This window comes from Faecalibacterium prausnitzii (assembly GCF_003287405.1).
Classification (GTDB): Bacteria; Bacillota; Clostridia; order Oscillospirales; family Ruminococcaceae; genus Faecalibacterium; species Faecalibacterium intestinale.
This window is the reverse complement of sequence record NZ_PRLD01000019.1, coordinates 1-12,506: the sequence shown is the minus strand read 5'-3', so window position 1 is coordinate 12,506 and position 12,506 is coordinate 1. Positions and strand designations below refer to the sequence as shown.

The 12,506-nt window shown below is 50.9% G+C and carries 14 protein-coding genes and 3 pseudogenes; 5 read left to right on the top strand and 12 right to left on the bottom strand.

Going from position 1 to position 12,506, the window contains the following annotated elements:
- Positions 1-176: 176 nt before the first annotated feature.
- From C4N24_RS13535 to C4N24_RS13515, 5 genes are all read right to left on the bottom strand, one after another.
- The gene (locus C4N24_RS13535) at positions 177-362 is read right to left on the bottom strand and encodes a cysteine-rich KTR domain-containing protein (RefSeq protein ID WP_009260154.1); all 186 of its coding nucleotides are present in this window, start codon (positions 360-362) and stop codon (positions 177-179) included.
- 1 nt (position 363) lies between these two features.
- Entirely contained in the window at positions 364-786 is a 423-nt protein-coding gene (locus C4N24_RS13530; RefSeq protein ID WP_112091838.1) for a YjdF family protein, read from the bottom strand.
- Positions 783-1,307, bottom strand: coding sequence for a PadR family transcriptional regulator (locus C4N24_RS13525; protein ID WP_112091837.1), 525 nt, complete (start codon positions 1,305-1,307; stop codon positions 783-785). The genes C4N24_RS13530 and C4N24_RS13525 overlap by 4 nt, the downstream gene beginning before the upstream one ends.
- A gap of 204 nt (positions 1,308-1,511) precedes the next feature.
- Entirely contained in the window at positions 1,512-1,700 is a 189-nt protein-coding gene (locus tag C4N24_RS13520; protein WP_097800015.1) for a cysteine-rich KTR domain-containing protein, read from the bottom strand.
- Positions 1,701-1,704: 4 nt separating this feature from the next.
- On the bottom strand, positions 1,705-2,193 hold the full coding sequence (locus C4N24_RS13515; RefSeq protein ID WP_097800014.1) for a hypothetical protein: 489 nt from the start codon (positions 2,191-2,193) through the stop codon (positions 1,705-1,707).
- 111 nt (positions 2,194-2,304) lie between these two features.
- On the opposite strand from C4N24_RS13515, the gene C4N24_RS13510 reads away from it, so the two are divergent.
- From C4N24_RS13510 to C4N24_RS13490, 5 genes and pseudogenes are all read left to right on the top strand, one after another.
- Positions 2,305-2,823, top strand: a complete 519-nt coding sequence (locus C4N24_RS13510; protein ID WP_112091836.1) for a PadR family transcriptional regulator — start codon at positions 2,305-2,307, stop codon at positions 2,821-2,823.
- 142 nt (positions 2,824-2,965) lie between these two features.
- Positions 2,966-3,334: a helix-turn-helix domain-containing protein gene (locus tag C4N24_RS13505; RefSeq protein WP_112091835.1), complete on the top strand. Its 369-nt coding sequence runs from the start codon at positions 2,966-2,968 to the stop codon at positions 3,332-3,334.
- Between the two features lie 243 nt (positions 3,335-3,577).
- Complete coding sequence (locus C4N24_RS13500; protein WP_112091834.1) at positions 3,578-3,907, top strand: plasmid mobilization protein; 330 nt, start codon at positions 3,578-3,580, stop codon at positions 3,905-3,907.
- A pseudogene (locus C4N24_RS13495) lies at positions 3,868-5,218 on the top strand (relaxase/mobilization nuclease domain-containing protein). Before C4N24_RS13500 ends, C4N24_RS13495 begins: the two are co-directional and overlap by 40 nt.
- A 93-nt stretch (positions 5,219-5,311) precedes the next feature.
- Complete coding sequence (locus C4N24_RS13490; RefSeq protein ID WP_112091854.1) at positions 5,312-5,665, top strand: DUF6050 family protein; 354 nt, start codon at positions 5,312-5,314, stop codon at positions 5,663-5,665.
- Between the two features lie 264 nt (positions 5,666-5,929).
- On the opposite strand, the gene C4N24_RS13485 is transcribed toward C4N24_RS13490, so the two are convergent.
- From C4N24_RS13485 to C4N24_RS13460, 7 genes and pseudogenes are all read right to left on the bottom strand, one after another.
- Positions 5,930-6,964 (bottom strand): reverse transcriptase family protein, encoded by a 1,035-nt coding sequence (locus tag C4N24_RS13485; RefSeq protein WP_112091833.1) that lies wholly within the window; start codon positions 6,962-6,964, stop codon positions 5,930-5,932.
- Positions 6,954-7,259 (bottom strand): helix-turn-helix domain-containing protein, encoded by a 306-nt coding sequence (locus C4N24_RS13480; RefSeq protein ID WP_112091832.1) that lies wholly within the window; start codon positions 7,257-7,259, stop codon positions 6,954-6,956. Before C4N24_RS13480 ends, C4N24_RS13485 begins: the two co-directional genes overlap by 11 nt.
- A gap of 102 nt (positions 7,260-7,361) precedes the next feature.
- Positions 7,362-7,553, bottom strand: a complete 192-nt coding sequence (locus tag C4N24_RS13475; protein WP_112091831.1) for a hypothetical protein — start codon at positions 7,551-7,553, stop codon at positions 7,362-7,364.
- A 505-nt stretch (positions 7,554-8,058) separates the two neighbouring features.
- Positions 8,059-8,235, bottom strand: coding sequence for a hypothetical protein (locus C4N24_RS15430; protein WP_181573101.1), 177 nt, complete (start codon positions 8,233-8,235; stop codon positions 8,059-8,061).
- Positions 8,232-10,070: pseudogene (locus C4N24_RS13470) on the bottom strand (antirestriction protein ArdA). The gene C4N24_RS15430 and the pseudogene C4N24_RS13470 overlap by 4 nt, the downstream one beginning before the upstream one ends.
- 12 nt (positions 10,071-10,082) lie before the next feature.
- Positions 10,083-10,619, bottom strand: coding sequence for a hypothetical protein (locus C4N24_RS13465; protein WP_181573100.1), 537 nt, complete (start codon positions 10,617-10,619; stop codon positions 10,083-10,085).
- A pseudogene (locus C4N24_RS13460) lies at positions 10,606-12,396 on the bottom strand (DNA topoisomerase); the annotation flags it as partial. The gene C4N24_RS13465 and the pseudogene C4N24_RS13460, both read right to left, overlap by 14 nt.
- Positions 12,397-12,506: the final 110 nt, after the last annotated feature.

Genomic DNA, 12,506 nt, shown 5'->3' with positions numbered 1-12,506 from the left:
GCCGTGGAAGCTGCCAAGACAAAGAAAAACGGCGGCTCGAATCGAACCGCCGTGAAGAAAGTGCTTTTGCGCACAGAAAGCCATCTGCCCCGCGGCGGTTTTTTCTTTTCTGCCGCCGGGCAGATCATAGAGGATATAAAAACAGAGCCGATAACCTACGAGGTTTTCCCTCAGTGTTATCGGCTCTGCGTCTTAGCGTCTGGCTCTTGGATGATGGACAGATTCAGTTGTCTTACCGCAATCAAGGTTTCGTGTTTACACTTGGGGCAATACAGCGGAAAGTTTTCCAGGACTGTATCATCGCGGATTTTCAATCGCGTTTTGCTGCCGCAAAAGGGGCATAAAATCCATTCTATCTTCATGTTATCTTCCTCTGTGCTTGGCTTTCTTTTTTTCCTGCCGTATGGCAAACTGGCGGTCTTTCTCCGCATCTTTCTGCTCACGACTCTTGGTTTGTCGTTCCAGCTTACATTGCTCATGCTGGAGTTTCAACGCCTGCTGCGCCTTTGTTCCAATGCCTTTATCCTGCAGTTGGCTTTGAATTTCGCGCTGCATACGTTTGGGATTGATTTTTCGCCCCATGGCTACTTCGGCCTGGATTGGGGGACTAAATTTCAACTTGTGCCAATTCTTCAGCAGAAACTCATAGACCTCGTAATCTTTGGGCTCTGAGCCAAAAGGGATTTTGCATACCTCGTACTTACCGTTATCCATTCTTTCATATAGACCGATCCAAAACGGAGCTTCGAACAGGATGGTCAAACTGCTTTGGGGGCCTGTACTCATTCTTCTAAGAACTGCCCTTCAAAGTGATCCAGCCATTCCAGAAGGGCTCGATAGAGAAGCTGCTGCTGCTCAAAAATCGTTCTCCCAACCAAAGGAATGTCTGCAAATTCCCACGCATAGCCCTCGTTCGATTCAGCCGAGGACTGTATGCTCCGGCGCAAAGTCGAAACCAGCTCCAACGCTTCGGCTTTGTCCATCTTGTTCAAATTGGTAATGACCACATTGAAATCGAATAGCAAGGGTACTGTGCCAGCGGCACAAGAGGCCATCAGCTCCTTGAAATACGCTCTGCCCTGATCGGTAATGGAATAAATGGCCTTATCCGCAAACTTATCGCCCTTGACAATATCGCTTTGAAGATAGCCCTTATCGCTCAGCTGGAGTACTTTTCTATAAATAGAAGGTACACTTATTTTTGTCCAGCGAGAAAGATGGTGGTACTCCACATCCTTTTGAATGTCATAGGCGCTTTGGGGTTTCTCCAAAACAATGCCAAGTATAACTAAATCGATTGATGACATAACGACACCTCCACTTTTACTATTATCAATAGTACTATTAACGATAGCAAAAGTCAAGGCAACTGACCAAAAATGAACTTCAAAACTTTTTTCGTTGGCCCTCTTATTAAGCCATCTACCCCGTAGCATTTTCCTTTTCTTCCACCGAGGGAATCACAGAAAAAGTGAAAACAGAGCCGATAACATCGGAGTTTTTTCTCTGTGTTATCGGCTCTGCGTCTTAGCGTCTGGCTCTTGCACGATGGATAGATTTAGTTGTCGAACTGCGATTAAAGTTTCATGCTTGCATTTGGGACAAAACAATGGGAAATTTTCAAGAATGGTATCGCTGCGGATTCTTAATCGTGTTTTACTGCCGCAGACAGGACATAATACCCACTCAATATGACTCATATCCTTATTGCCCGCAGCAAGTAACCCGATATTCCTTGATATGACCGGGGTAAGAATGTACTTTGTCCATAAGCGGTCCTCTTGCTCCCATTGTAAATGCGATATCACTGCTTTTAATCGACATGAGAATATCCCCACAGGAAAGATTCAAATATCGCATCGTGTTTTCGGGCAGCCTCACAACACCGTTTTGAGAAATATGCAGCCAAGTATAGCCTCGTCCTTTATAGCGAACGAATTCTCCTTCATCAATCGTGTACTGTGACAATGCGGGACAATCATCTAATATATGCTTCAATTTTGATTGCCCAAGTAATTGTTTGCTGGTCACGCAAAATCCGCCCGTGATTTTGCTCCCCGTGAAAATAATAATGCGTCCTTCTTTTTGAACGGGATATTGTTCAAGAGTCTCTGCCGGAAAAAGTATTTCTCGCCTATTGCTGATGGCGGAAAGTCCAAATACATATTTTCCACCTTTATTTAGTTGCGGCATTTTACTCCCCCTTGTATTTTGATTATATCTGTGGTACAGTTATAATATAATATTGTAGTACTCTATATATAGAGTACTACAACTTAAAACTAAAGTCAAGGGGTATGCGTTATGCTCTCGAAATCTGCTACTATGTTATTGGGTCTGATCAATCAAAGACCGCTTAATCCATATGAAATTATCAAGCAACTACAAATCATGAATGTTCATCGTTGGTACAACATCGCCAATTCGACAGTCTACGCTACACTAAAAGTCTTAGAGAAAAAAGAATATATTTATGGCAGCATTGAAAAGGATGGAAATATGCCCGACAAGACGATTTACTCGCTTACAGACAAAGGGAAACAAGAATTTGTGGCAACATTACAGCAATCAATTTTGTCCTTCGACTATGATACCAACATTTTCTCGATTGCCGCATTTTTTATTGATGCGTTAGATGATCCGCAAAGTCTGCTTTCACAGCGTTTGAAAATATTAAATAGCTATCTTGAGGGAATTGAGCAGCAGATAACAGTCATAAAAGACGACATACCTTCCATTGCAAAAGCTAATATTGAACGAACTAAATATATTGTTGAAGCAGAAATTGCAGGTACTGAGAGTTTGATTCATGCAATATTGTAATGACCAACTGTTGAAAGCTGCTTGGTATCTGATAAACTAGGTGCGCAACCCCAGATTATGAATTATAAAATGTAGATATATGGCATATTGCAACATTCCACGGGCAAAGTATGAAATATACAATGTAAGTGGGTGATGCTATATGGCGAACATTGAAGATTGCCCCGGTTTTGAAACTTTCGGTGCCGATGTAAAAGCCGCACGGAGTGCAAAGCATCTGTCGCATAAGACATTGGCGGAGATCATCAACATCGACTCTAGGTATCTCGCAAATATCGAGAACGATGCTACGATTCCCAGTCTGCCGGTTATCATACAGCTTATCAAAGTGTGCGGACTTCCCGTGGAACGGTACTTCAATCCAGAGATTATGCGGGAGGAAAGCGCACAGAGACAGCGTATCAGCCACAAACTGAAACTTTGTCCAGAGCAGTATTTGACCGTCATCGAAGGTGCGCTTGACGGGGCGCTAAAAACTGAAAAATCAGCAGATGAAACGGAGGGTGTGTAAGCATCCTCTGTTTTCGTTTCTCCAGGGCGGCTCTGCCGCCCTTTTCTTTTTGAAAAATCCGGGATTTTGCGGGCAGATGAAGGTGTTTCCGGCATTGTATTTACGGGGGAAGGAGCGTAGAGCAAGCACAGCAAGCGAGTACCCGCTTGCGATTTTTGGCTTTAGGGAACCCTCCCCCTAAACCCGAAAAATGCTTGTTGGGAACATCCCAAACCCTGCTACGAAAAGAGGCGTGATACCACAATGGCAAACAGGAAACGGAATATCCAGGTGAAGTTCTATGTGACCGCCGAGGAAAAGGAACTGATGGAACAGAAGATGGCCCAGCTCCAGACAAAGAGGATCGGCGCCTATCTGCGGAAGATGGCGATTGACGGATATATCATCTATGTGGACACCAAGGACATCAAGGAGATGAACAAGCTCCTGTCCGCCATTGGCCGGAACATCAACCAAATCGCCAAACGGGTCAACGCCGAAGGCTCCACCTATCAGGCTGACATGGAGGAAATCCGGGAAAGGCTGGAGCAGATATGGCAGTTACAAAGACGCATCCTATTAAGTCAACGCTGAAAGCCGCCATTGACTATATCTGCAATTCCGACAAGACGGACGGGAAGCTGCTTGTATCCTCCTTCGGCTGCGCTGCTGAGACCGCCGACATTGAATTTGAATGGACACGCCGCCATTCCATCGACAAGGGCACGCACCTGGGCCGCCACCTGATCCAAGCCTTTGAGCCTGGAGAGGTCTCCGCCGCAGAAGCCCATGAGATTGGGCTGCAGTTGGCAAAAGAAATATTGGGTGGCAAGTACGAGTTTGTACTTACCACCCAATATTGATAAGGGGCATATTCATAATCATCTGATCTTCAATGCGGTCAGCTTCACCGACCATAAGCACTACCATTCCAATAAGCGTAGCTATCACGAAATACGCCGGACCAGTGACCGGCTGTGCAGAGAACACGGCCTGTCCGTCATCGTCCCCGGTCGGGACAAGGGCAAGTGCTACATTGAGCATCAGGCCGCACAGAACGGCACCAGCTACAAGGCACAGCTGAAAGCCGCCATCGACCGGCGGATACCCGCATCCTCCAGCCTGGAAGATTTGCTTGCCCGCTTGCAGCGGGAAGGATACGAGATCAAGCGCGGAAAGTATATCTCCGCCAAGGCGCCGGATCAGGAGCGGTTTACACGGCTCAAAACTCTGGGCGCCGATTACACGGAAGAAGCCGTTGTCTCCCGCATTGCCGGAGGCCCCCGTCCCTCCAGACAGCCCCAGCAGCGCAGTGGGACGGTCAGCCTGCTCATTGACATTCAGAACAACATCAAAGCCCAGCAGAGCGCCGGATACCAGCGGTGGGCCACCATTGAGAATCTGAAACGGGCAGCCGCCACCATGAACTTCCTCACTGAACACGGTATCGGTAGCTATGAGGAATTGGAGGAACGGTGCGACGCTGTTGCCGCCGCCTCCATCCGCACCAGAGAGAGCCTGCGGGATATGGAACAGCGGATCACTGATCTTGTCCTCCTGGGAAAACAGATCGACACCTACCGCAAACTGAAGCCCGTCTATGACCGATACAAGGCATCAAAGGACAAGGAAAAATTTCTGCGTGGCTTCGAGAGCGAGATTATCTTGTTCGAGGCAGCAACCAGGGAGATCAAGAAAGCCGAACTCGCCAAACTTCCTTCCTCTGATAAGCTGAAAGCAGAACTGGACGGACTCTCCGCCCGCAAGACCGCCCTGCAAACGGAACTTCGGAAGATACAACGGGAAGAAACGGAATATGATACCCTCCGCCAGAATGTGGACGCCCTACTAGAAAGGCCGAAGGAACAGGAACAGCAGCGGCAGCGGAGCAACGACTTGGAGTAACAGGGATTGGGCGCTTTTTACCAGTCTTTGCAAAAACCCTGGGCGCATGGTTATCCGGCTGATATAATGGAACCAGGAATGGAGGTGCTGACTGTGACGAAATCCGAAGTAATCAAAGAGTTTTTCAAAAAGAGCGTGCTGCCCGTGGCGGTGGCGGCTTTGCTGTACTGCATTTTCAAATCCGCCTACACAAAAGATGGAGTCACCGACTATGTATGGCTGTTCATCCTTTGCGGCCTGCCTTTTGGCATCCCTCGGATGTTTGCCTGGATCGTGCCGGGCGGCTCTTTGGGAACCGCTCTTCCGCTGTTCCTGCTGAACTTTATTATTGGTGGAGTGATCGGCGGTTTTGTCCTGGTCTGGCGGCTGCTGGTGGCTGCCTGGTATATTCCCTTGACCATCTATCGACTGATTACAGCAAGAGGAACTTCCTATATTCCAGAATAGCACTATGGAAATGTGGAAAACGGCCGCTCTGCCGATGGAAAACAGATATTCACGGCCCGCTGGAAAAGCCGCTCGCTTTCCCACAGCCCGCAAACACCGTTTCCCACAGCTCCGCCCCTCTGGCCGTTTACACACATTCCCACAGCGCCTACTACAACTATAAATCCCTCCTGTCCTATCCGAATCTAATTGAAAGAGATAAAAGGAACAAAAAAGAAGCGAGAGCGTCACCCTCGGTCTAAGCCGAAGGCGGCGCTCTCGCACTTACTTAGTAGCTGCTCGTTGTTTTATACGAATTTTCTTGTTGTGTCTGCGAATCTGTCTTTTTTGATTTGATGCAGATTGAACATCTGGTACCTTGATTTGGCTCGTTAACCGTCCAATTTCAGGAAACTTTCCTTCTTCGATATTGCGGGCGGCCTGTATCTGTCCTTTTAATGAAAGAATTTGTTTTGCATCTTCTTCAGAACAGGTTTCAGGACCAATAAGGGGCTTCAGCGTCTGAAACGCATTATATATGGTATTTTGAAGCCCATTAGGTACAGCAAGGGACTGTTCAGGCGTGACTACCGTTCCTGTAATTGGTTTGTAGTCAGATGGACCATAATACTTTACTTTGGGATATTTAGGCTTGTGACCATATTTTCTCAGCACACAATCAATCATTTGCCTCAACTGATTGGGAGAAAAAGGCTTTGTACTAGAGAAGGTCATATCATCCACATACAAAGTGAATTTGCAACCGCATTGTTTCGCCAAATCAGCGATTTCTGAAAACATATCAGAATAAGCATAGAAAGCCATAATCTGACTTGTTGGACACCCGGTTGGGATGCCACCATTGTATGTTATGATGTCAGTTAGTTTTTTAGCCACATCCGGGGAAGTTTTCAATTTCTGCACAAAAAACTGGTACACAGGTTCTCGCGTGCAGTTATCATAGAACTTTTTAATATCAACAGTCAGAACATATTTTCCATCGAGATGTGCCTTTCCATTGTCTATATAACATTTTTGTTTTTCTCCAGAGATAAGCCATTCAGGCCGGATGACCCGGTGAAGCAGGTAAAGGATTCTGCGCTGGATAGCTTTAAGTATCTTATCCGGAGCAGTTATTTCCCTTTTTTCATCAGAATGCTTTTTGTCGATTTCAAATTTGTGATACCTGATGATACTATCAATTATTTTGAGGCCGCCGGGCTCAAGACACAGAAGATGTTCAAGACGCTTTTTCGTCCGGCATTTATAAAGAGCACATTGAGTTATGTCATATTTTCTAATCGGCGCTTTATTCTTCATCTGGATCACCTGCTGCCGCAGACATACTTTGTATCAAGTGTGCCATCATGTTTCTGACAAAGGCAGTTCCTTTGCCAGACTTCTCTGCTTCATCCATGTTTTCAGAAAGTAATATCAAAGAAGATAATCGGATACCGTAAATATCAGCATATTTTTGGAGTAAGTCCAAAGATGGTTGCTTTTTGTTGTTTTCAATTTCCGAAAGGTAACTCGCAGAGATGCCAAGTTCTGAACTCATTTCACTGGCCTTATATCCATAAATGATACGCGTACGCTTCAACACATCTCCAATCATGCTCGCCACCTCCCAGCTATTTAGATTCAATCTATAATACAAAGCCGCTTGGGCTAATAAACAAAAATTAGATGGGCTTCCCGTTTGCTGCACCACCTCGTCTTACTTCTTGAACATCTCACAAAAGCACTGGATGATTTGTAAAACCACCAGCAGCACTTCAAGCGCCTTAAACGCTAACCGGAATACGGTCTTGCGCCATTTACGCTTGAACTTGAAACGGTGAGAAGTCCGGGGGACCGACGAGTTGCCGGGACTGTCCTGCATGAACAGCGATTTCTTATGCTTTTGCATAACATACCTCTTTCGAGAACCACGAGGTATAGTTGGTGTGGCTCCCTCCCGGGAAAGAGTTGGTGCATACAGGACAACCCATCTAATTCCTTTGGGCATGGCCCAAGCTCCCGGCTTGGGCCATGCCGGGCGACGGCGCATCGGGGGTCAAGCCGTGTGCCGCCCCCGTGGGGTAGAACACCGTTAAGATGTTCCGCGAGTGCTGACGCACTCCAATTTGGGGGAGACGACCAGTAGAACATCCGCTCTACTCTTCGCTGCAATACTATGGTAACAAATTTTTATCCATAAGTCAAGATATAATTTCGCTATTAGCGAATAAATTTTGAGGCAAAAAATAATAGGAGCAACCCCTTTAGCTCAAGCCAGAGGGGTTGCTCCTACTTTAAGTGTTGAAATCGTCCTTACTTCGCACCCCACATCAGTGAGGTGGTCCTACATGGGAAATCATACTGCCCTTACACGGAAAAGCCGCCACAGTCGGTTCCTTGACCCGTTTTGGACCCTAATTTCTGCGTTTTTGGGAGCGGCGGGAAAGATAGTGCGGACAGGACAGCACCACCGCCCGGAAACTCTGCTTGCAGGGATGGACACAGCCTTTGCAGAGCTTGTTATACTGGCGTCTGCCGTTCTCGCCCAAGAAGAACGCCCATTCCAGACGCCATTTCTTGCTCCGGCTCATAAGTCGCCCAGCTCCGGGGGCTTCTTCTGCGGGGCAGGCTTGTCCGGGCTTTTCCGTTCCGCGCACTCCCGTTTCGCGTCCTTCAGCCGCTCCCGGATGGAAGGCTTTTTCTCCGGCGTAGTCCTGCGCGCCTCGGCCTGGGCTTTCTCCAATTCCTCACCACGGCGGCCGTTGTTGATGATCCCGTCGATCATGCCGTAGTCATCCTCCAGGGTCATTTCCGCCGTGCGCAGCGGGTTTTCCGGCTCCACGGGAACGGATACGATCTGCCCGTTGATGCTGGCGAACAGTTCCGGGCGCTTGAATTGCTCGGTGTACTTCTGGATCATGTCCGGGGGCAGGGACGCGAAACTCTCCGACCCCAAGCCCACTACTAGGAAGGTGCCTGCCACAATGTCGTAAATCTCCCCATGCTCGTCCCGGAGGGACCGGTTCAGGTCCAGTCCAATGAGCTTGCCTTCATCGTTCAGCACCAGCCCCACCGGATCGTCAAAGGGATAGGAGGCGGCAATATCGCCGCCCACCTCCGCTTGCAGCGCATGGAGGCCGGGGTCGATCTCCTTCACATAGGGTTCCTTCATGGGCTCCACCACCAGGACGGTTAGCTTCTCCGGTGCGGTATGTTCGGAGGTGTCTCCGTTGGGGATGGCAAAGGCGCGGCTGCCGTTGGCCATGATGAGATACTTTCCGTCCTCGGACTCGTGGTGAAAACCGTATCCAGCCACCTCCATCTGTTCCCGGCTCATATCCGTCACATGGAAGGTACCCCTGGGAGTCCGCACCGTCTCGCCGGTCTCTCGGTCATCCGGGGTGGGCGCCGCTTGCTGCCCGTACAACTCCGCTTCATACTCCCGGTTTGCCTGCTCCGCAAAGGACAGCATCTCGTCCACATGGGACTGATCCGGGTTTTCAATGGCCTCCCGGATCGCCTGGGGGTCCACATCCAGAAATTCCTCATAGCCGGTGGCGTCCTTGAACTTCTCGATCTCTGAAGGCAGATAGTCCTCCTGGGTCTGCCCCAGGGCGGAGATGCGCCCGGCCATCAGGTTTTCGTAGATTTCTTCCTTTGCCGCGTGTTCCTCCGGGTGCTCGGCGGCATACTGCGGGTCGTGCTGCCGGAAAAACTCGTCCATATCGTAGGCAATGTCCATGGCCCATTCCGAAACTTCTTCTTCGGGGACATCGTCCTGGAAGGTCATCACCCGGTATTCCTCCGGGATGCTGCCACGCTCGCCATCGTAATACTCATGGAAGCTGTCCCCGGTGTCCCGCACATAGCTCAGGTCGGTGAACTGGTCGCTTTCCTCCAGAGCGATGTCCCGGCCGTAGGCCTCATAGTCGATGTAGTTACGCAGATGCTCCGGCACCTGCATGGCATCCAGTTCCTCAATGTAATACCGACCCAGATCATCGTGGTCGTGGATGTCGGGGTAAACCTCGTAACAATCCAGGTTCTCCGTCAGGTTGATAAGCTCCTGGATGCTGCCCGTGTGGTCGCCGATCTCCATGGCCGCCTGGAACCGCTCATATTCATCCTAGCTCATGTCGTCCAGTTTGGAGGCCAAGTAGTTCAGCTCGTCCAAGTTGGCATACTCACCTAGCAGGTCATAGAGGCCGTCCACATAGCAATCGTAGTCCGTGTTGAACCATTCCTCATAGGTCTGCCCGAAGTCATCCTTCGCACCGATCCAGATGCGCTCAAAGACCTTTTTCAGTTCCTCCGCCGTGGTGGGGAACTTCACCCATTCGCCTACAAGGGCGCCCTCGTTGTACTTGCCCAGGTTGGTGATGAAGGCAGCAAAGGGATAATCTTTGTCATAGTCATAACGGGGCATAGCGACACCTCCTTATCGCTCCGGCGCAGGCTTTTCCCGATGGGGCTGCACCTTGCTCTGATTGGCACATTCTTTCCGGCTCTGTTCCAGCCGTTCCTTGATGGAGGGCTTTTTCTCTATCTGCTTCTCCCTGGGGCGCTCATATTCCCACTCGTCGCCGGAGAGGGTGAGATACCCTTTACTGGTGAAGCACCCCTGTTCCTCCTGCATGGCATGGTTGCCAAAAGGAACGGGATCAATGGCGTCCAGCAGCTCCTGGGGCAGAAGGACGTCCAAATGCTGCGCCAGATAGCGCCAGCCCACATCCTCCACCTTGCTGATGTTGGGCTCCAGGACAAAATACTCGGTGTTGGCGGGGAACTCCCGGAACTGTTCCAGGGTGGTCAGGCGATAAGGCGACTCCTGGACAGAGACCAGAAGATCACTGTTCTCCGGGGAAAGTCCGGCCAGCGCCTGGGCCGCCGCCTCCAGTTCGCTTGCGTCACCGCCTGCGGGGAGCAGCGACTTCAAATGCTCCTTGAAGTTGATCTCGGTTTTACTTTTTGCCATGCACACCATCCTTTCGTTTGGGAAGCTCCAGCTTGAAATTGACATACTTGCCGCCGGTATCGTCCAGGATCACCACGGCGTCATAGGTGGAGTCTTTCTTCTCCGACCACATTCCCTTGACGGAGGTACGGCCCTTTTTCAGAAGGTCGGCCGCCATCTTCCGGGTTATTTCTTTGCGGCGGCTGGTCCAGAAACGGTCATTCTTCCACATGACAAACTGACAGGCTCGGTCCGAACAGGCGAAGTTCTTCTTGCCCTCATAAACCGGCATGCCGCAGCGGGGGCAGAGGCCCACCGTCTCCTTCTCCGGCTGGAACAGCTTTTGCCCATCCTCGGAAATATGGGAGTATTTCCGCACCAGTTCCGCCGCCATCGCCTCAATCCCGTCCATGAAGTCCTCCGGCGACGCCTGGCCCTTTGCCACCTCGTTCAACCGCTGCTCCCAATCCGCTGTGAGCTTGGGAGAGGTCAGCAGCTCCGGCAGCACCGTGACCAGATTGATACCCGCCTTTGTGGGGATCAGGTTCTTGCCCTTGCGCTCCATGAATCCGCCGGACACCAGCTTTTCAATGATGGCCGCCCTGGTCGCCGGGGTGCCCAGACCCTTGCGCTCTGCCTCGCCCGGCATATCTTCCTTGCCCGCATTCTCCATGGCCGATAGAAGGGTGTCCTCCGTGTAGGGCTTGGGGGGCGAAGTGAAGTGCTCGGTGACGGAGGCTGCGACCGACTCAAAGACCTGCCCCTCGGTCAAGGCCGGAAGGACGCCCTCGGCATCTTCATCCTCCGGCTTCTCTTTCAGGGAGGAACGGAACATCTCCTGGATGGCCCGCCAGCTCTGGGAAAGCACCTGTTTTCCTTTGGTCGTGAAGGTGTGTCCGCCGCAATCAAAGGTGGCCGTGACCGCCTCATACACGAAAGGCTCCGCCGCCGCACACAGCAGCTTGCAGCAGGCCAGCAGAAGAATATTGCGTTCGCCCACAGGCAGCCCCGGCACATCCGCCTTTTCCAACTCCAGAGTGGGAATCAGGGCATGGTGATCGGATACCTCCTTGTTGTTCACCAGCGCCGCAACATCGGGGAAAAACTCCGGGCAGGCGTCGAAGGGCGGCACCCGTGCCGCCAAATGCAGGACCACGGAGGCGGTCTCCGCCATGTCGCTCGTCAGATACCGGCTGTCCGTGCGGGGATAGGTCAGCAGCTTCTTTTCATAGAGCGATTGCGCATAGTCCAGAGTTTGCTTGGCCGTGTAGCCAAACACCCGGTTGGCCTCCCGCTGCAAGGTGGTCAAGTCGTACAGCTTGGGCGGCTTTTCCTCCTTTTTCTCCCGCACCACAGATACACAGGTTGCTTTTTTACCATCGCAGGCGTCCCGGATAGTCTGGGCGTCCTCCATAGCCGGGATTTTTTCAGAAACCGCCTCGGCTCCATCCAGCGCCAGCCGCACATGATGGTATTTCTCCTTGTGGAACAGAACGATCTTGCTGTCCCGGTCGGCCAGCATCGCCAGGGTGGGCGTCTGCACCCGCCCCACATTCAAGGTGCGGTGATAGAGGACGGAGAACAGGCGGCTTGCGTTGATGCCGATGAGCCAGTCCGCCTTTTGGCGGCAAAGCGCCGACTGATACAACGGGTCATAGTCCCCGCCGGGGCGCAGATCGGCAAAACCTTCCCGGATCGCCGCGTCCTCCATCGAAGAAATCCAGAGTCGGGAGAAGGGTTTGGTGCATCCGGCGGCCTCATAGACCAGCCGGAAGATTAGCTCACCCTCGCGCCCCGCATAGGATAGTTCTCGGAGGTGACTTTTCTGACATTGTTACTCGATGGCATCCAATGGGCCGATAAAGCGGTAGAAAATCTGGATTTTCTGGACGTATTCGCCATCGACCT

Coding starts and splice junctions, on each gene's coding strand:
- C4N24_RS13500 (WP_112091834.1), top strand. CDS start 3,578: ATGGCAAACAGGAAACGGAATATCCAGGTGAAGTTCTATGTGACCGCC.
- C4N24_RS13505 (WP_112091835.1), top strand. CDS start 2,966: ATGGCGAACATTGAAGATTGCCCCGGTTTTGAAACTTTCGGTGCCGAT.
- C4N24_RS13465 (WP_181573100.1), bottom strand. CDS start 10,619: ATGGCAAAAAGTAAAACCGAGATCAACTTCAAGGAGCATTTGAAGTCG.
- C4N24_RS13520 (WP_097800015.1), bottom strand. CDS start 1,700: ATGAGTCATATTGAGTGGGTATTATGTCCTGTCTGCGGCAGTAAAACA.
- C4N24_RS13485 (WP_112091833.1), bottom strand. CDS start 6,964: ATGAAGAATAAAGCGCCGATTAGAAAATATGACATAACTCAATGTGCT.
- C4N24_RS13480 (WP_112091832.1), bottom strand. CDS start 7,259: ATGATTGGAGATGTGTTGAAGCGTACGCGTATCATTTATGGATATAAG.
- C4N24_RS15430 (WP_181573101.1), bottom strand. CDS start 8,235: ATGAGCCGGAGCAAGAAATGGCGTCTGGAATGGGCGTTCTTCTTGGGC.
- C4N24_RS13510 (WP_112091836.1), top strand. CDS start 2,305: ATGCTCTCGAAATCTGCTACTATGTTATTGGGTCTGATCAATCAAAGA.
- C4N24_RS13515 (WP_097800014.1), bottom strand. CDS start 2,193: ATGCCGCAACTAAATAAAGGTGGAAAATATGTATTTGGACTTTCCGCC.
- C4N24_RS13530 (WP_112091838.1), bottom strand. CDS start 786: ATGAGTACAGGCCCCCAAAGCAGTTTGACCATCCTGTTCGAAGCTCCG.
- C4N24_RS13525 (WP_112091837.1), bottom strand. CDS start 1,307: ATGTCATCAATCGATTTAGTTATACTTGGCATTGTTTTGGAGAAACCC.
- C4N24_RS13475 (WP_112091831.1), bottom strand. CDS start 7,553: ATGCAAAAGCATAAGAAATCGCTGTTCATGCAGGACAGTCCCGGCAAC.
- C4N24_RS13535 (WP_009260154.1), bottom strand. CDS start 362: ATGAAGATAGAATGGATTTTATGCCCCTTTTGCGGCAGCAAAACGCGA.